Consider the following 15,879-nt stretch of genomic DNA (forward strand, 5'->3'; position numbering starts at 1 on the left):
GGGCACCGCAGGTCCGAGGCCTAGCGGTGGTGCGGGCGGTACCACCGCAGGCCGTCGAATCCGGCGAAGTCGGTGTCGAAGGAGCAGACGGCGGTGCCGTGTTCGATGGCGAGTGCCGCGAGGTGGGCGTCGGTGACGAGGTTGCCGCGGAGATCGCCGTCGACCAGGAGGCGTTCGAGAATGGCGCGGTGCCGAGTGCCCGGTTCCGGGATCCAGGTCTGGTCGGCGTCGAGCCAGTCGGTGATGAACCTCCACGCCTCGGACGTCGATCGGGGTGACGCGGAGACCCTCGGGTTGGTCGAGATCCGTTGGAACGCCAGTATCGACGCCCAGGGCAGCCCGACCCGCTCGTCCCCGTTCATCGCGGCGGTCAGCCAGTCGCGCGCGACGTCGTGATGGTGCGCGCTCTCGTCGACGGCGTAGAGCAGAACGTTCGCGTCGACGATCATCCGGCGGCCTCGGCGTCCCCGGCCGTCCTGTCTTCCGCGTCGTACTGGTCGAGAAGCTCCAGCACCTCGCCGATGTCGGTCACGTCGATCTTCAGGCCGAGGTCGGCGGTTCGTTGCGTGAAGGGGGTGCGACGGGGCCTGTCGGCAGCGGCGAGTCCGGCCTTCGCCAGCCGGTTGACCGCCTCGCCGAGACCGATGTGGTGCTCGCGGCAGAGCTGCTGGGCTGCGGCGAGCACCTCGGGATCCAGCCGAACCGTGGTGCGCATGTCCTGGACACTAGCATCAGTGATGCAGCCCTGGTGTGCCACTGAATCAGGGGTCTGACCTGCGATGCCCAGGATGGGGCATCCAGGGCACCGCAGGTCGGGGTCGCGCGCAGCCCGCCGCCTCCCCGCTGCCCGGCAGCTCAGCCCGTGAGCGCCTGCAGCCGCCGCCCGGCCTCATCGAGAACCGCGGGGCTCTTGCAGAACGCGAACCGCGCGAGGTGGGCGAAGTCGCCGGCGAAGTCGTCCACGAACCCGGTGAACGGCACCGCCGCCACGCCCACCTCGGCGGGAAGCTCCCGGCACCAGGCGGCCGCGTCGGTCACCCCGAGCGGGCGTGGGTCGGCGGCGAGAAAGTAGGTGCCGTGGGTGACGGCGAGGTCGAGCCCCACGCCCGAGAGGATCCCCACGAGCTGGTCCCGCTGGGCCTGCATCGTGGCACGTAACTGCTCGATCCACGCGGCCTCGTGGCGCAGCGCGTGCGCCACACCCAGCTGCAGCGGCGTTCCGGCGGCGTAGCTCATGTACTGCTTGGCGGCCCGCGCGCCGGACACGAGCGTCTCCGGGCCGGTCATCCAACCGATCTTCCAGCCGGTGCAGTTGAGCATCTTGGCGGCGCTCGAGATCCGCACGGTCCGCTGGCGCATGCCCGGCAGGGTGGCGATGGAGACGTGCTCGTGGCCGTCGAAGGTCAGGTGCTCGTACACCTCGTCGCTGATCGCGATCGCGTCGAACTCGTGGCACAGCGCGGCCACGGCCTCGAGGTCCTCGCGCGGCAGCACCGCGCCGGTGGGGTTGTGGGGGGTGTTGACGAGGACGGCGCGTGTCCGCGGGGAGAAGGCGGCCCGCAGTGAGTCCACGTCCAGGCGGAAGGAGGTGCCGTCGCGGACGAGCCGTGCGGAGCGACGGGTGGCCCCGGCCATCGCGACGGTGGCCGCGTACGAGTCGTAATAGGGCTCGATGACGACCACCTCGTCGTCGGGCTCCACCAACCCCACCACCGCGCCGGCGATGGCCTCGGTCGCGCCCACGGTGACCAGCACCTCGGTGTCCGGGTCGTGGACCAGGCCGGTGTGGTGGGCGACGTGATCGGCGACGGCGAGGCGCAGCTCCGGCATGCCCTGCCCGGGCGGGTACTGGTTGTGCCCCTCCCGCATCGCGCGGGCGGCGGCCTCGAGCATGGCGGGCGGGCCGTCGGTGTCCGGAAACCCCTGCCCCAGGTTGACGGCGCCGTGCCGTGTGGCGAGCTGGGAGACCTCGGAGAAGATCGTCGAGGCGTGGGGGAGGAGGCGTCGGACTGTCATGCGGGCAGCCTAGGCGGATCGGCGGCGCCCGATACGATGGGCGCATGACCGACCGCCCCGCCGTCACCCCGTCCGCCCCCGGAGCGTGCCCGCAGCGTCGCGCGTTCCTCGCCGCCGTCCCCGGCGTCGTGCTCCTGCCGGGCGTGCTCTCCGCGTGCGGGATCACCCAGCCCGCGCAGCCGGTGTCCACCGAGCAGGCCACCACCTCGGTGCCGCAGACCACCATCCCCGCCGCCGACATCCCCGTGGGCACGGCGAAGTCGGTCAAGGCGGGTGGCGAGTTCGTGATCGTGGCCCAGCCCACCGAGGGCGAGTTCGTCGCGTACTCCGCGCGGTGCACCCACCAGGGCGGAATCGTCCAGGTGGTCCAGGACCTGCACCTGCGCTGCCCGCTCCACGGTGCCGAGTTCGACGGCGCCACCGGCGAGAACACCTCGGCCCCCGCGCCGCGGCCGCTGGACGTGGTGCCGGTCAGCGAGTCGGGCGGGCAGCTCACGCTCGGCTGATCCCGGGCGGGCGGGTTGCGACCGTGCGCAGGTAGGAGTACAAATGAGAACACGTTCTCAGGGCGGGGTGAAACTCCCCACCGGCGGTGATGTCACCGGTCCCGTGACCGGCGACGAGCCCGCGAGCGCTCCGCGCGGGGGCCCGAATCGGCAGAGGCCGATCGGGCCGGACACGCGGGGGTCAGCAGACCCGGTGTGATCCCGGGGCCGACGGTCACAGTCCGGAGGGAAGAGAACGCCGCGTCGCCCGGGCGCACCGTCGGCCTCGTCCGAGGGTTATCCGGGGGCGCTGCATCGTAGCCCTGGGCCCGTCTGTGTACAGCCCGTGAAAGGGGCGCACGATGAGCCTTCTCACCCAGTTTCTCGACGCGCAACTGTTGATCGGCGGGGTGCCCATCCTGTGGCGCGAGATCGTCGGCAACGTCTTCGGCCTGGCGGCCGCGATCGGCGGCATGCGTCGCGTCGTGTGGGCGTGGCCGGTCGGTATCGTCGGCAACCTGCTGCTGCTCACCGTCTTCCTCGGCGGCGTGTTCCACACCCCGCAGGATGTGGACCTCTACGGCCAGGCCGGCCGCCAGGTCATGTTCCTCGCCGTGGGTGCGTACGGCTGGTGGCGGTGGTCCCGTGACAGGCGGGAGAACGCGGCCGCGAATCGTGCGGCCGCGCCCCCGGCGGGCGTCGTCCCCACCGAGGCGCCGGCGGTGCGCCCGCACTGGGCGACCGGCCGGCAGCGGGCCGGGCTGGTCATGGGGATGCTCGTCGGCACCGCGGTGTTCGGGTGGGTGTTCGCGCAGCTCGGCTCGTGGGGCCCGTGGGCGGACGCGTGGATCTTCACCGGTTCCGTGCTCGCCACGTACGGCATGGCCCGCGGCTGGACCGAGTTCTGGCTGCTGTGGATCGCCGTGGACATCGTCGGCGTGCCGCTACTCCTCCGGGCCGGGTACTACCCGTCCGCGGCGCTGTACCTGGTGTACGGGGCGTTCGTCATCTGGGGCTTCGTCGTGTGGTGGCGGGCCGACCTGCGCGAGCGGGCAGGCGCCGCTGCCCCGGCCGCCGCTGCCGCCGCCGCTGCCCCTGCGCCGGTCCCGGCCGCCGCTGCCCCGGCTGCCCCTGCCCCGGCTGCCCCGGCCCCGGCCGCCGCCGTCGCTGCCCCGGCCCCGGCCAAACAGCGATGATCGCGAGCAACAGCGTCCATGACCGGTGTTGGACACGATCATCGCTGTTGGAAGCGGGAGCAAGGAAGCGGGAGCAATCCGGTTGGCCCAGTCTCAACTGGCCTGGCGCTACAGCTCACGCGCGCGGCGCGGCCGCACGGCGGCCACCACGATCAGCGAGAGCGCGGCCAGCCAGAAGCCGAGCCCGCGGAAGTCGATCCACGCGAACACCAGTCCGGAGAGCAGCCCGCCCACGGCGCCGGCCAGGGCCACGGCGACGTCCGCCTGCCCCTGGACGGAGGCGCGCACCGCTATCGGTACCGCGGAGGCGAGCACGGTGGTGCCGGCCACGAGCCCCAGGCTCCAGCCCACGCCCAGCAGGATGAGCGCGATGGTGATGAACAGCGTGTTCTCGGGCGGTGACACGGCGGCTATCACGCCGGAGACGAGCAGGACGATCCCGGCGGAGATCGACACCGTGCGGGTGCCGTACTTGTCCACGAGCCACCCGGACAGCGGGGCGGGCAGGAACATTGCGGCCACGTGCAGCGAGATCACGAGCCCCACCACGGTCACGGCGTGGTCGTGCGCGCGCATGTGGACCGGGGTCATGGTCATCAGGCCCACCATGACGAACTGGGTCAGCGCCATCACCACGACGCCGGTGATCACCTCGCCGGTCCAGATGCGGCCGGGCACGGGGAGCGGCGCCTCCGGGGAGGAGAGGGAGGAGGGCGAGGAAGGGATGCTCGGCGACGACGAGGGGGCCGTCGCGGACTTGTCGGCGGCCGCCCGGCGGCGCGCCTCGATCAGCGGGTCAGGGCGCAGCAGCAGGGAGATGACGAGTGCCGCCGACCCGTACGCGAGCGCCGCGAGGAGGAACGGTCCGGCCAGCGGGGCGAGCCCCATGCCCTCGGCTACGACCCCCGTAGGGCCTACGAGGTTGGGGCCGGCGACGGCGCCGGCGGTGGTGCCGAGCAGGACGTAGGACAGTGCCCGCGCGCGGTGGGCGGGCGAGGCGAGGTCGGCGCCGGCGTAGCGGGCCTGCAGGTTGGTGGCGGTGCCGGAACCGTAGATCACAAACGAGAGGAACAGCAGGGGGAGTGAGCCGATCGCGGTGGCCACCACGATCCCCACCGCGCCGAGGGCTCCGAACGTAAAGCCGGCGGCCAGTCCGGGGCGGCGACCGCGGGCCTGGGAGAGCTTGCCCACGAGCACGGCGGCCAGCGCCGAGCCGCCCGTGAACAGGGCGGCCGGCAGGCCGGAGAGCGCCGAGCCGCCGAGCATGTCCTCGGCGAGGAGTGCGCCCACGGTGACGCCGGCGGCCAGGCCCGCGCCGGCGAGGAGTTGACCCAGGACCAGGACCGCGAGGATCCGGCGTTGGAGCGGCTCCTCACGAGTAGAGGTGACGGCGGTGCTCATCGCCGTTCCCAGTTCCGGGCGTGCAGCAGGACGTCCACGGCGGTGGCCTGTCCGGCGGGGCGCAGGTCGTGGCGCAGCGAGACCACCTCGAGGTCCGCGGCACCGCGGGCCAGGTCGGCCACGGTCGGCAGGACGGTGGGGTCCTGCGGGCCGCCGACGCCGCGCGCGAGGTTCTCGGGCGCGTGGCCCAGGTACACGAGGTGACCGCCGGGCCTGAGCCAGCGGCCCGCCTCGCTGATGACCCGCGTCAGGGCGTCCGGATCCAGGTGGAGGAAGCCGATGACGACGAGGTCGACCTGCTCGGCCGGGGACCAGGTCGTGGCGTCGCCCACCACCCAGTCGACGTGGCCGCTGCGTCCCTCGTCGCTGTCCTTGGCGCGGGCCTGTTCGATCGCCACCTCGGAGAAGTCCACCGCGGTGACGTCCCAGCCGTGCGCGGCCAGCCAGCGGGCGTGGCGACCGTCGCCGCAGGCGAGGTCGATCGCGGTGCCCACGGCGAGTCCGTGGTCCTCGGCGTTGGTCACCTCGGCGACGATCCGCGCGGCGGGCGTGGTGCCCCAGGCGTCGGGCTGGGCGAGGTACCGGGCGTTCCAGTCGGAGGCGTCCACGGGAGGTCCTTTCGGATCGTTCGGGCCGGCGGGACAAGCGAGTGCGCGAGTCAGGGGCGGCGGAGCCAGACGAGGTGTTCGGTGTCGCCCTGGAGTTCCAGTCTGCGCCACAGCACGCTGCCGGGCACGGCTTGGCTCGGGTGGCAGTCCACGGCCGCGCGCTGGGCGGTGCGGTCGACGCGCAGGGTGAGGTCGATCTCGGCGACGGGGCGGCCCACGAACCCGACGTGGCCCTCGTCGGCGAGGGTAGCGCAGAGCTCCTCGGGGACGGTCCAGGCCAGCACGCCCAGGTCGTGGCGGTCGGCCACGCGGACCGCGGCGGCGGTGGCCGCGATGTGGTCGGGGTGGCCGCTGATCCCGGTGGAGTCGAGCGTGACGATCCCGTCGGCACCGCTCGCGGCCACGGCCCGGTCGACCTCGCCGTCGAGCACCTCCTCCGCGACCCCGGCGAGGCCGCCGTCGGGCAGGCTCCGAAGGTTCACGTCGCGCGCGCCGAGGGCGTCGGCGGCGGCGCGGAGCTCGTGGGAGCGGATCTCGGACAGGTCGCCGTCCACGCCGTGAAGGGTGGACGCTTCGCCGCGGGTGAGGCACAGTACGTCCACGGCGGTCCCGCGGGCGACGAGGGTCGAGAGGATGGCACCGAGGCCGAACGACTCGTCGTCGGGGTGGGCCACCACGACTAGTGCTGTGTCCCAGGAGGGCAGGCCGTCCCCCGTTTCGCCGGATCGCGTCCGCTCGTCCCTCATACCCCAGAGGGTATCCGGAAGCGGCGTGACGCGTCAATGACCGGGGGTGGCCCGGGTGGGATCCGGGAGGACGTGGACCGAACCAGGTTCCGACCCGGCGATCAACCCGGGCGGCGCGGATCGAGCGGAACCACGGTGGGCGTGCCCGTCACCGGGTCGGCCGCGATCAGGCACGGCAGCCCGAAGACCTGGTGCACCAACTCGGCGGTGAGGACGTCGGCGGGAGCGCCGGTGGCCACGATGCGGCCGTCCTTCATCACGACCAGGTGCGTGGCGTAGCGGGCGGCCTGGTTGAGGTCGTGGAGGACGGCGATCACCGCGCGTCCGGCCTCGTGCTGATCGCGGAGCAGGTCCAGCACATCGTACTGGTGCGCGATGTCGAGGTAGGTGGTGGGCTCGTCCAGCAGGAGGATGGGCGTTTCCTGGGCGAGCAGCATGGCGATCCACACGCGCTGACGCTGGCCGCCGGAGAGTTCGTCGACGAACCTCGGTGCGAGCTCCGTCACCCCTGTGGAGGTCATCGCGTCTACCACCGCGGTGTCGTCGGCGCGGCTCCACTGGCGTAGTGGGCTATGGTGCGGATGCCGGCCCCGGGCCACCAGGTCATCGACACGGATTCCCTCCGGGGTGACCGCGCCCTGTGGCAAGAGCCCGATCCGGCGGGCGATCCCCTTGGTGCGCATCCGGTGGAGGTCCCGGCCGTCGAGAAGGATCCGTCCCTCGCCGGGGACGACCACGCGGGCCAGCGCCTTGAGCAAGGTGGATTTGCCGCAGGCGTTGGGGCCCACGATCACCGTGAACGCGTCCTCTGGTAGTTCCAGGTCGAGATCGGCGGCCACGACCCGGCGTTCGTATGCGAGCCGCGCCCCCTCCACCGTGAGCCCGCGGCGGCGTCCATGCTCGAGCTGGGCACCGGCGCGGGCATCACGGTCGAGGGGGGTGAGGCGCATCAGCCCAGGATCTCCCGGACATCGTCGAGGATCTCGTCGGCGCCCAGCACGCCGATGCCGACCATCCAGGTCTCGTCCTCGACCTTGTAGGCCTTCCCGGCCTTCACCGCGGGCAGGTCCCCCCACAGACCGGTCACGGTGGCCATGGTGGTGGCGGTGGGGTCGCCGCCTGGGTTGGTGAAGAACACGACGTCTCCGGCGATCTGCTCGTACAGCTCTGGGGACAGCTCGGCCATCGAGTACTCGTTCCACTCGCGCTGGCCCAGGTCGAAGCCCATCTGCGACAGGATCGACCCGGAGAACGTCCCCGGGCCGTAGAGGCGGAAATTGTCCGGGCGGAACCGCACGATCGACATGCTGGTGCCCTCGGCGCCCACCTGCTCGCCGACCTCGGCGATGCGGGTGTCGAGGTCGTCGATCAGCTCCTCCATCTCCTCGCCCTCGCCGAGGGCGGCGGCGGTGATCCGCGCCTGCTCCTGCCAGTCTGTGCCGGAGTTCTCGGAGAACACGGTCGGGGCGATGCCCGAGAGCTCGTCGTAGATGGCCTCGTGGCGGACCTTGGCGCCGATGATGAGGTCGGGGGCCAGGGCGGCTATCGCGTCGATGTCGGGCTCGGAGGTCAGGCCCACGATCTCGGCGTCCACGTCACCGAGGTACGGCGGTGCGCCGGTGCCGGCGCCGGACTCGGTGATGCCGACGGGTGTGTGACCGAGCGCGACGAGGGCGTCGAGGTGCGGGGAGTCGAGGACGACGACCCGCTCCGGCGCCCCCTCGATCACGGTGTCGCCCATCGCGTGCGTGACGGTGTAGGCGTTGTCCGAGGAGGCCTCCCCGGAGTCACCACCGCCCGAGCACGCGGACAGGGTCAGGGCGGAGGCGATCGTCACGGCGATCAGGGCGGGCACCGACCGGCGCCGGCTGAAGATTCTGGTCATGGGTACAGATCAAACCACATAGGCAAGGATAACCTAACAATCTCCCTGCTCTAGAGTTCCACCGTGGCCCCACGACCTCACACAGCCCCCGACATCGCCGAGCGCCCGGAAGCGCAGGACACACGACCATCCCGCCGCGGGGCCGGGCTGGTCCCCGGGTTGATCGTCGCCCTGCTCGCCCTGGCCGCCGCGGTGGTGGCGAGCCTCGGGATCGGCGCGCGTCCGATCCCGCCCATCGAGGTGGTGGGCGCGCTACTCGGCCAGGGCACGCAGAGCGTGGTGGGGATCGTCGGCGAACTGCGGGCCAACCGGACCGTGCTCGGGCTGGTGTGCGGGGCGGCGCTCGGCGCGTCCGGCGCGCTCATGCAGACCGTCACCCGCAACCCGATCGCCGACCCGGGGATCCTCGGAGTCAACGCCGGCGCCGCTCTGGGTGTGGTCGCCGGCGCGACGATCACCGGTGGGCTCGGTCTGGCCGCAACGGTGTGGTTCGCTCTTGTCGGTGCGGGCGTGGCGTCCGCGATCATCCTGCTGCTCAGCGCCTCGGCCCTGGCGGCCTCCTCCCCCGTCCGCCTGACCCTCGCCGGTGTGGCACTTGCGGCCGTGCTCTCCGGTCTGAGCCAGGCCTTCGTCGTCCTCGACGAGGCCGTGCTGCAGGCGTACAGCTTCTGGCAGGTCGGCTCGCTCACCGCCCGCTCGATCGACGAGGTCACCGGCGTCGTCCCGATCGTCGTGGTCGGCGCGGTGATCGCCCTGCTCCTCCTGCGCGGGCTCGACGCCCTCGCACTGGGCGACGATTCGGCGATCTCCCTGGGCGTGCGCCCCGGCCGGGTGCGCGTCTGGTCTCTGGTGTCCGTGGCGCTGCTGGCGGGCACCGCGACCGCATTGGCCGGGCCGATCAGCTTCGTGGGACTCGTGGTCCCGCATCTCGTGCGCGGAATGGTCGGCGCGAGCCTGATCCGGGTGGTGCCGATGTCGATGGTGGTGGCACCGGCGCTGCTGTTGGCGGCCGATGTGATCGGCCGTGTGATCGGCGGAGGTTCGGAGACCCCGGCGGGAGTGGTGATGGCGTTCATCGGCGCTCCGCTGCTCATCGCGTACCTCGCCACCGGACGGAAGGTGGGATCAGCGTGACCGCCGGAGCCCCTGACGCCCCCCAGGCGCCCCCGACCGCCGGCCCGGGCGGCGCCTCCGCCGCCGGCCTGCCGACCGGGGAACGCCTGCTGTCCGCGGGTGGCTTCACCGTGCGCGTGCACGAACGGACCGGCCTCGTCACGGCGATCCTGGCCGTGCTGACCGTCCTCCTCGTCGTCGTCTCCCTGGTCATCGGCGAGTTCAGGATCTCGGTCCCCGACGTCGCGGCGACCCTCGTCGGCGACGCGCCCGACCGCACCACCCGGTTCTTCATCCACGAACGTCGACTGCCCCGTGCGCTGGTGGCGGTGGCCGTCGGGGCAGCGTTGGCGGCCTCGGGCGCCCTGTTCTGCGCGCTCACCCGCAACCCCCTCGCCAGCCCGGACATCATCGGCATCACCCAGGGCGCCTCGGCGGGCGGGGCCACCGTGATCCTCGTGTTGGGCGGCGGGATCGCCCAGGTCGCCGCGGGCGCACTCGTCGGGGCGGCGCTCACCGCCGGGTTCATCCTCCTCCTCACGTGGTGGCGCGGGCTCGGCGGCGCGCGCCTCGTCCTGCTCGGGGTGGCGCTCGGTGCACTGGCGATGGCGTACGTCGCGCACCTGCTCTCCAGGGGGTTCGTGGCCAGCGCCGTGACCGCTCAGGTCTGGCTCACGGGCTCACTACAGGGGCGCGGCTGGTCCGAGCTGTGGCCGCTGGCCTGGGTGCTGCTCGCGGCCGCGGTGGTGATCTCCACGCAGGCGCGGAGCATGCGGGCGTTCGCGCTCGGCGACGACGTCGCGGTGGCGCTCGGCGTCCCCGTCCGCCGCGCCCGGTTGCTCCTTCTGGGGGCCGCCACCGCGCTCGCCGGCGCGGCGGTGGCCACGGCCGGGCCGGTCTCCTTTGTCGCCCTGGTCGCACCCCACGTTTCGCGGCTGCTCACCCGCGGCGACCGGGTCCTGCCCGCGGCGCTGCTCGGCGGGTTGCTGCTCTTGGCGTCGGACCTGGTGGCTCAGCACGCGTTCGCCCAGCCGCTACCGGTGGGCGTGGTGACCGTGGTGCTCGGCGGGGCGTTCTTCCTGGGCCTGTTGTGGCGGGAGGGGCGGCATGGTTGAGCGGTCGGCCCCGCCCGCGTCCGCGCCTGCTGCCCGGCGGCCACGCAACCCCCATCGCGCGGAGAGCTGGCAGCCGACCGCACTGCGCCGGGTCCGCGTGCGGGCGGTCGACGAGGTCGCGCCCGGGCTGGTGCGAGTCACGCTCGTCGGCGACGAGCTCGGGAGGTTCGCCACCCCCGGCACCACAACCCCCACCGGCCCGGTCGGCAGCCCCGAGCTCGTGCCCGCCGTGTGCAGCCCGTTCTTCGACGACGTGGTGGTCTTCTGCCTGCCCGATCCGGCGACGGGCGAGGTCACGCTCCCCGTTCCCACGCCGGGCGGCGGGCTGGTCAACCCGCCGGGCGGCGCGGCCCTGGTGCGTGAGTACACCGTCCGGACCGTGCGAGACGGCGCGCTCGTCGTGGACCTGGTGCGCCACGCCGAGGGCGCGGGCGTGCGCTGGCTCGAGACGGTCCGGCCGGGCGATGAGCTGACGGTCGTCAGCCCGCGGGTCAGCCGGGAGCTCCCCGCAGTGGAGCGCATGCTCGCGGTGGGGGACGCCACCGCCCTGCCCGCGTTGGCCCGGCTGATCGAGGAGCGGCCGCCGACCCTGGCGCTGGACGTGCTGGCCGCGGTCCCGGACCCGGCAGCGCTGCCGCGCTCCGTCCTGCCCGCGGTCCCCCTCGCCGATTCCGACCGCGTGCGGGTCCGGATGGTCACGGCGGCGCCCGGTTCGGCTGTGGAGACGATCGAGGCGCTGGCCGTAGCAGCCGTTCCCTGCGGCTTCGCGTGGGTGGCAGGCGAAGCAGGCATGGTCGCGGCGGTACGTCGACATCTGCTTGACCGCGGACAGGAACCCGACCGCGTCCAGTTCACCGGCTATTGGCGCCTCGGCGGGTCCCTCTAGAGGGACCTGTTCAGCCCTGAGCGCACCTCGCGCATCGGCGGGCGTTCGATCGGACTGACCTCGACGGTCTCGGCGGTGAACCCGCCGCTCGCGACCCCGTCCGCGGCGTCGCGCCGGTGCAGCGTGAGGCGAGCACGGACCGGTTCGGCGGACGCGATCCGCCCATGCCGGAGTAGCCGCTCCCGGACCGCGAGGTGTTGGTGCACGGCCATCACCGCCAGCGCCGCGTCGGGCGAATTGCGGTGCCTCCGCACGCCCAGGTCGACCTGAGCGAGCGCGTCGAGTTCGTAACATTCGTAGAGGTCGATGAGGATCCCCAGGTCGACGCCGTACGCGCCGGCGAAGGGGATGGATTCCAGGACCTCGCGGGTCCCGGCGTACTCGCCGGCGAGCGGCTGCACGAAGCCCCCGAGCTCCGGCCAGTGGGCTGCGAGCAGAGGGCGGGCCACGAGCTCTGTGACCCGGCCGCCGCCGGCGGGCAGGACGGTGCGGCCGTCGTCCAGGGGACGGTCGTAGGCGCCCTTGCAGAACACCACGCCCGGCTCGGTGAGCAGCGGGCCCAGCAGTCCCACGGCGTAGGAGGGGTCGAAATCGCGTAGATCGGCGTCGAGAAAGGCCAGCAGGTCGCCGTCGGTGGCGGCGAGAGATTTCCACAACGCCTCGCCCTTGCCGGGCACGTCGCCGTAGCCGGGGAGCACCGCGCCCTGGGCCACCACGTGGGCGCCGGCCGCACGCGCCACGGCGGCCGTGGCGTCGGTGCTGTGGGAGTCAACGACGACGAGCTGGTCGATCAGCGCGACCCGCTCCATCAGCTCGGTGCGCAGTGCGGCCACGATCGTTCCGACCGTCGCTTCCTCGTCGCGGGCGGGCAGCACCACAGAGATCCGCCGACCTGCTTTGGCCTTGACCAGATCGGCAGCCCGGAAGTCGCCTGCGCGGTACGAGCGCCGCGCGGCCCACTCGCGGACCCGGTCGAAGCGGTCCGCGAGTGGGCCGGCGGCATGTGGGTTCACGCCCGCGATCCTGCCAGAACGGCCGGGGCGGGGGCCGGCGGCGTCGCCGTTGCCCTCGGTGGGAGGTGGTCGCAGATGGTGAGCAGTCCGCGTCGCGTCGCACCACCCTGTGCCAGCATGGGGCCATGGATTTTTCCCCGTCCCCCCGGGCCGCCGAGATCACCGCCGCAGTCCGCGAGTTCATCGCCACCGAGATCGCCCCGGTCGAGCCCGAGATCCACGCCGACATCGCCCGCCGCCGACTGGCGGGTGAGGACTCGTGGGCCGTCGACCCCCGGGTCACCGAGCTCCAGCGCAGGGCCCGCGAGCAGGGCCTGTGGAACCTCTTCCTGCCCGCCGGGCACGAGGGTCCTTATGCCGAGCGGTACGGCACCCGCGGCGGCACCGGCCTGAGCAACCTCGACTACGCGCCCGTCGCCGAGGAGACCGGCCGGTCCTTCCTCGCTCCGCTGGTCTTCAACTGCAACGCCCCGGACACCGGGAACATGGAGGTCCTGCTCAAGTACGGCTCACAGGAGCAGAAGGACGAGTGGCTGGACCCGCTGCTCGACGGCCGCATCCGCAGCGCGTTCCTCATGACCGAACCCGCCGTGGCCTCCTCCGACGCCTCGACCATGGCCGCCACCGCGCGGATCGAGGGCGACGAGGTGGTACTGGACGGCCGCAAGTGGTGGTCCACCGGCGTCGGTCACCCGGACTGCCGGGTGGGCATCTTCATGGGCGTCACCGATCCCGACGCGCACCGCCACCAGCGCCACTCCATGGTGCTCGTGCCGATGGACGCGCCCGGCGTGACCGTCGACAGGATGCTCACCGCCCAGGGCGTCTACGACGAGCCGCTCGGCCACGGGGAAGTGACCCTCGAGGGGGTCCGCGTACCGGTCGGCAACATCATCGCCGGCCCCGGCCGCGCCGCCGAGATCGCCCAGGGCCGACTGGGCCCCGGCCGCGTCCACCACTGCATGCGGCTCATCGGGCTGGCAGAGATGGCGCTCGACCTCGCCTGCTCGCGCGCGTCGTCCCGCGTGGCCTTCAGCAAACCCATCGTCAACCTCGGCGGCAACCGGGAGCGGCTCGCCGAGGCCCGCATCGCGATCGACCAGGCCCGCCTGCTCGTCCTGCACGCCGCGTGGAAGCTGGACACGGAGGGCGCGGCGCCCGTCGAGGTGAGCGCCATCAAGGTGGCCGCCCCGCGCATGGCCCAGCAGGTCGTGGACATGGCCATCCAGCTCCACGGCGGCGGCGGGATGAGCGACGACTTCCCGCTCGCCGGCGCCTACGCCACCGCGCGTTCCCTGCGGCTGGCCGACGGCCCCGACGAGGTCCACCTCGGCGTGGTCGCCCGAGCGATGCTCGCCCCCTACCGCGACGCGGCCCGCGCCGCCGGGACCACGGAGGCCGCCCGATGAGCACCGAGCGCCGTACCGCCCCCTCTGACCGGGTGCCCGGCGCGCGCGGGGTTCGCGCGGAGGACGCGTTCGACGTGGCCGCCGTGGCCGCCTGGCTGCGCCGCGTCGCGCCCGAGGACCCCACGGTGCTGGCCGGGGTGGACCTGGGGACCGACGACGAGCCGGTCCTGCCCGAGGTCCGCCAGTTCTCCGGCGGGGCCTCCAACCTCACGTACCTCCTGCGCTATCCGGGCGTGGACCTCGTGCTGCGCCGCCCGCCCGGGGGGACCAAGGCCAAGAGCGCCCACGACATGCGGCGCGAGTACCGCGTCCAGTCGGCGCTGCGGCCGGTGTTCCCGCTCGTGCCGCGGATGGTCGGCTACTGCGACGACCCCGCGGTGATCGGCTCGGACTTCTACGTGATGGAGCGGCTCGAGGGCACGATCCTGCGCAAAGAGATCCCGCGCCAGCTGCGGATGGACGTGGTGGCCACGCGCCGGATGTGCGAGCGGGCCGTCGACGTGCTCGCCGAGCTGCACTCCGTGGACGTGGAGGCCGCCGGGCTCGGCGAGCTGGACCGGGGAGAGGGCTACGTGCGCCGCCAGGTCGAGGGATGGTCGGCCCGCTACCGCCGCGCCCGCACCCCTGACGTGCCCGACTTCGCGCCGGTGATGAGGTGGCTCGACGCGAACCAGCCGGAGGACGTGGCCCGCCGGCTCATCCACAACGACTACCGGCTCGATAACCTCGTCCTGGACCCGGACGACCCCACGCGGATCGTCGGGGTCCTGGACTGGGAGATGGCCACGGTCGGCGACCCGCTCATGGACCTCGGCAGCGCTCTGGCCTACTGGGTGGAGGACGGCGACAGCCCGCTGTTCAAGGCGTTCCGCCGCCAGCCCACCCACGCCCCGGGCATGCTCACCCGCGGCCAGGTGGTCCAGCGCTACGCCCGTCGTGCCGGGATCGAGATCACCGCCGAGCAGTGGCGCTTCTACGAGGTCTTCGGCCTGTTCCGGCTCGCCGTGATCGCCCAGCAGATCAACCATCGGCTCTACCACGGCCAGACCACCAACCCCGCCTTCCGCGCCTTCCGGCCCGCGGTGGTGCTCCTCGAGCAGCGCTGTCTGCGGCTCATCCGGACCGGGTCGGCGTCGTTCGAGCCGCGGAACCTCGGCCCGCGCGACGTGCTCCCGCGGACGCTCGAGGCCTCGCGGATCTGGGCGCCGCTCGTCACCGGCGCGGTCCACGACGTGCGTACCGGGGTGGCCCGACTCGTCCGCAAGGGGAGGCGGGGCTGATGGGAGCCATCCACCTGGTCCGCCACGGGCAGGCCTCCTTCGGTACCGGCGACTACGACCGGCTCTCCGAGCTGGGGCACGAGCAGGCCCGGCTGGCCGGCGAGGACATGGCCGCGCGCGGCCTCCGTCCCGACGTGGTGATCCACGGCGGTATGCGCCGCCAGCGCGAGACCGCGGAGGGGCTGCTCGCCGGAGCCGGCTGGGACTGCCCCGTCGAGGTGGACCCCCGGTGGGCGGAGTACGACGCGGACGCGGTTCTCGACGCTGCCCGCGAGGCCGGGCTCGCCTCGGACGCCGGGACGCTCGACACCGCCGGCTCCTCCGAAACGGCCAAGCGGGCCTTCCAGAGCCAGCTCGACGCCGCCCTCGGCCACTGGGCGGGGCTGCAGGCCTTCGCCGACTACCGGACGGACGCCGACGCCGCGCTGGCGGCGGCCGCCGAGCGCTCGGGCAGCGGCCGGACCACCGTCGTGGTGAGCTCGGCCGGGACCGTCTCCCTCGCCGTGGCGGGCCTGCTCGCCGACCCCGAGGGCGTGGTGGGGGTGTGGACCCGACTGCAGCGCGTCACCGTCAACACCGGCATCGCCCGCGTCGTCGTGGGGCGTGGCGGGATGACGTGCATCGCCGTCAACGAGCACCAGCACCTGGAGCGGGCCGCCGGGCCCGGGGACCGCAGTCGGCTCGTCACGCTGCGTTGAAGACGGTTGCCGACCGGCTCCGGTGTCC

The 15,879-nt window shown here is 73.1% G+C and carries 17 protein-coding genes and 1 riboswitch; of the genes, 8 read left to right on the forward strand and 9 right to left on the reverse strand.

The annotated features are described in order from the left end of the window. Nucleotides 1-20: 20 nt before the first annotated feature. From ACH0BZ_RS05380 to ACH0BZ_RS05390, 3 genes are all read right to left on the reverse strand, one after another. Complete coding sequence (locus ACH0BZ_RS05380) at nucleotides 21-449, reverse strand: TA system VapC family ribonuclease toxin (RefSeq protein WP_406896947.1); 429 nt, start codon at nucleotides 447-449, stop codon at nucleotides 21-23. Then, complete coding sequence (locus tag ACH0BZ_RS05385; protein WP_406896948.1) at nucleotides 446-715, reverse strand: hypothetical protein; 270 nt, start codon at nucleotides 713-715, stop codon at nucleotides 446-448. The genes ACH0BZ_RS05380 and ACH0BZ_RS05385 overlap by 4 nt, the downstream gene beginning before the upstream one ends. A gap of 140 nt (nucleotides 716-855) precedes the next feature. Continuing rightward, nucleotides 856-2,016, reverse strand: coding sequence for a pyridoxal phosphate-dependent aminotransferase (locus ACH0BZ_RS05390; RefSeq protein ID WP_406896949.1), 1,161 nt, complete (start codon nucleotides 2,014-2,016; stop codon nucleotides 856-858). 44 nt (nucleotides 2,017-2,060) lie between these two features. Between ACH0BZ_RS05390 and ACH0BZ_RS05395 the strand changes: the two genes are divergently transcribed. Both ACH0BZ_RS05395 and ACH0BZ_RS05400 read left to right on the forward strand, forming a co-directional pair. Beyond that, nucleotides 2,061-2,522, forward strand: a complete 462-nt coding sequence (locus ACH0BZ_RS05395; protein WP_406896950.1) for a Rieske (2Fe-2S) protein — start codon at nucleotides 2,061-2,063, stop codon at nucleotides 2,520-2,522. Nucleotides 2,523-2,571: 49 nt separating this feature from the next. Next, nucleotides 2,572-2,763: riboswitch (FMN riboswitch) on the forward strand. A gap of 100 nt (nucleotides 2,764-2,863) precedes the next feature. Next, a complete protein-coding gene (locus tag ACH0BZ_RS05400; protein WP_406896951.1) occupies nucleotides 2,864-3,697 on the forward strand; it encodes a nicotinamide riboside transporter PnuC in 834 nt (277 codons plus the stop codon). A 108-nt stretch (nucleotides 3,698-3,805) separates the two neighbouring features. Here ACH0BZ_RS05400 and ACH0BZ_RS05405 read toward each other — a convergent pair whose 3' ends face one another. From ACH0BZ_RS05405 to ACH0BZ_RS05425, 5 genes are all read right to left on the reverse strand, one after another. Continuing rightward, on the reverse strand, nucleotides 3,806-5,098 hold the full coding sequence (locus ACH0BZ_RS05405; RefSeq protein ID WP_406896952.1) for an MFS transporter: 1,293 nt from the start codon (nucleotides 5,096-5,098) through the stop codon (nucleotides 3,806-3,808). Next, nucleotides 5,095-5,706 (reverse strand): class I SAM-dependent methyltransferase, encoded by a 612-nt coding sequence (locus ACH0BZ_RS05410; protein WP_406896953.1) that lies wholly within the window; start codon nucleotides 5,704-5,706, stop codon nucleotides 5,095-5,097. The genes ACH0BZ_RS05405 and ACH0BZ_RS05410 overlap by 4 nt, the downstream gene beginning before the upstream one ends. Before the next feature lie 50 nt (nucleotides 5,707-5,756). Beyond that, a complete protein-coding gene (locus ACH0BZ_RS05415) occupies nucleotides 5,757-6,452 on the reverse strand; it encodes a PIG-L family deacetylase (RefSeq protein ID WP_406896954.1) in 696 nt (231 codons plus the stop codon). Nucleotides 6,453-6,553: 101 nt separating this feature from the next. After that, the gene (locus ACH0BZ_RS05420) at nucleotides 6,554-7,402 is read right to left on the reverse strand and encodes an ABC transporter ATP-binding protein (protein ID WP_406896955.1); all 849 of its coding nucleotides are present in this window, start codon (nucleotides 7,400-7,402) and stop codon (nucleotides 6,554-6,556) included. After that, nucleotides 7,402-8,337 carry an ABC transporter substrate-binding protein gene (locus ACH0BZ_RS05425; RefSeq protein ID WP_406896956.1) on the reverse strand — a complete coding sequence of 312 codons (936 nt, stop codon included), beginning with the start codon at nucleotides 8,335-8,337 and terminating at the stop codon, nucleotides 7,402-7,404. Before ACH0BZ_RS05425 ends, ACH0BZ_RS05420 begins: the two co-directional genes overlap by 1 nt. Before the next feature lie 63 nt (nucleotides 8,338-8,400). Here ACH0BZ_RS05425 and ACH0BZ_RS05430 point away from each other — a divergent pair, with 63 nt between their 5' ends. From ACH0BZ_RS05430 to ACH0BZ_RS05440, 3 genes are read left to right on the forward strand one after another with little or no spacing between them, the layout of a single operon-like run. Next, nucleotides 8,401-9,471 (forward strand): FecCD family ABC transporter permease, encoded by a 1,071-nt coding sequence (locus ACH0BZ_RS05430; RefSeq protein ID WP_406896957.1) that lies wholly within the window; start codon nucleotides 8,401-8,403, stop codon nucleotides 9,469-9,471. Beyond that, entirely contained in the window at nucleotides 9,468-10,565 is a 1,098-nt protein-coding gene (locus ACH0BZ_RS05435) for a FecCD family ABC transporter permease (RefSeq protein ID WP_406896958.1), read from the forward strand. Before ACH0BZ_RS05430 ends, ACH0BZ_RS05435 begins: the two co-directional genes overlap by 4 nt. Beyond that, a complete protein-coding gene (locus tag ACH0BZ_RS05440) occupies nucleotides 10,558-11,451 on the forward strand; it encodes a siderophore-interacting protein (RefSeq protein WP_406896959.1) in 894 nt (297 codons plus the stop codon). The genes ACH0BZ_RS05435 and ACH0BZ_RS05440 overlap by 8 nt, the downstream gene beginning before the upstream one ends. Here ACH0BZ_RS05440 and ACH0BZ_RS05445 read toward each other — a convergent pair. Beyond that, the gene (locus tag ACH0BZ_RS05445; RefSeq protein WP_406896960.1) at nucleotides 11,448-12,464 is read right to left on the reverse strand and encodes a glucosyl-3-phosphoglycerate synthase; all 1,017 of its coding nucleotides are present in this window, start codon (nucleotides 12,462-12,464) and stop codon (nucleotides 11,448-11,450) included. The two genes, ACH0BZ_RS05440 and ACH0BZ_RS05445, sit on opposite strands and share 4 nt — an antisense overlap. A 125-nt stretch (nucleotides 12,465-12,589) precedes the next feature. On the opposite strand from ACH0BZ_RS05445, the gene ACH0BZ_RS05450 reads away from it, so the two are divergent. From ACH0BZ_RS05450 to ACH0BZ_RS05460, 3 genes are read left to right on the forward strand one after another with little or no spacing between them, the layout of a single operon-like run. Then, entirely contained in the window at nucleotides 12,590-13,873 is a 1,284-nt protein-coding gene (locus ACH0BZ_RS05450) for an acyl-CoA dehydrogenase family protein (RefSeq protein ID WP_406896961.1), read from the forward strand. Next, entirely contained in the window at nucleotides 13,870-15,153 is a 1,284-nt protein-coding gene (locus tag ACH0BZ_RS05455; RefSeq protein ID WP_406896962.1) for a phosphotransferase family protein, read from the forward strand. Before ACH0BZ_RS05450 ends, ACH0BZ_RS05455 begins: the two co-directional genes overlap by 4 nt. Next, nucleotides 15,153-15,851 carry a histidine phosphatase family protein gene (locus tag ACH0BZ_RS05460; protein WP_406896963.1) on the forward strand — a complete coding sequence of 233 codons (699 nt, stop codon included), beginning with the start codon at nucleotides 15,153-15,155 and terminating at the stop codon, nucleotides 15,849-15,851. Before ACH0BZ_RS05455 ends, ACH0BZ_RS05460 begins: the two co-directional genes overlap by 1 nt. Nucleotides 15,852-15,879 lie beyond the last annotated feature (28 nt).

Source organism: Dietzia sp. 179-F 9C3 NHS, assembly GCF_045369825.1.
GTDB lineage: Bacteria > Actinomycetota > Actinomycetes > Mycobacteriales > Mycobacteriaceae > Dietzia.

Excerpts from the sequence above, each read along its gene's own strand:
- ACH0BZ_RS05380 (WP_406896947.1), bottom strand. The coding sequence starts at position 449 with ATGATCGTCGACGCGAACGTTCTGCTCTACGCCGTCGACGAGAGCGCG.
- ACH0BZ_RS05385 (WP_406896948.1), bottom strand. The coding sequence starts at position 715 with ATGCGCACCACGGTTCGGCTGGATCCCGAGGTGCTCGCCGCAGCCCAG.
- ACH0BZ_RS05390 (WP_406896949.1), bottom strand. The coding sequence starts at position 2,016 with ATGACAGTCCGACGCCTCCTCCCCCACGCCTCGACGATCTTCTCCGAG.
- ACH0BZ_RS05395 (WP_406896950.1), top strand. The coding sequence starts at position 2,061 with ATGACCGACCGCCCCGCCGTCACCCCGTCCGCCCCCGGAGCGTGCCCG.
- ACH0BZ_RS05400 (WP_406896951.1), top strand. The coding sequence starts at position 2,864 with ATGAGCCTTCTCACCCAGTTTCTCGACGCGCAACTGTTGATCGGCGGG.
- ACH0BZ_RS05405 (WP_406896952.1), bottom strand. The coding sequence starts at position 5,098 with ATGAGCACCGCCGTCACCTCTACTCGTGAGGAGCCGCTCCAACGCCGG.
- ACH0BZ_RS05415 (WP_406896954.1), bottom strand. The coding sequence starts at position 6,452 with ATGAGGGACGAGCGGACGCGATCCGGCGAAACGGGGGACGGCCTGCCC.
- ACH0BZ_RS05420 (WP_406896955.1), bottom strand. The coding sequence starts at position 7,402 with ATGCGCCTCACCCCCCTCGACCGTGATGCCCGCGCCGGTGCCCAGCTC.
- ACH0BZ_RS05425 (WP_406896956.1), bottom strand. The coding sequence starts at position 8,337 with ATGACCAGAATCTTCAGCCGGCGCCGGTCGGTGCCCGCCCTGATCGCC.
- ACH0BZ_RS05440 (WP_406896959.1), top strand. The coding sequence starts at position 10,558 with ATGGTTGAGCGGTCGGCCCCGCCCGCGTCCGCGCCTGCTGCCCGGCGG.
- ACH0BZ_RS05450 (WP_406896961.1), top strand. The coding sequence starts at position 12,590 with ATGGATTTTTCCCCGTCCCCCCGGGCCGCCGAGATCACCGCCGCAGTC.
- ACH0BZ_RS05455 (WP_406896962.1), top strand. The coding sequence starts at position 13,870 with ATGAGCACCGAGCGCCGTACCGCCCCCTCTGACCGGGTGCCCGGCGCG.
- ACH0BZ_RS05460 (WP_406896963.1), top strand. The coding sequence starts at position 15,153 with ATGGGAGCCATCCACCTGGTCCGCCACGGGCAGGCCTCCTTCGGTACC.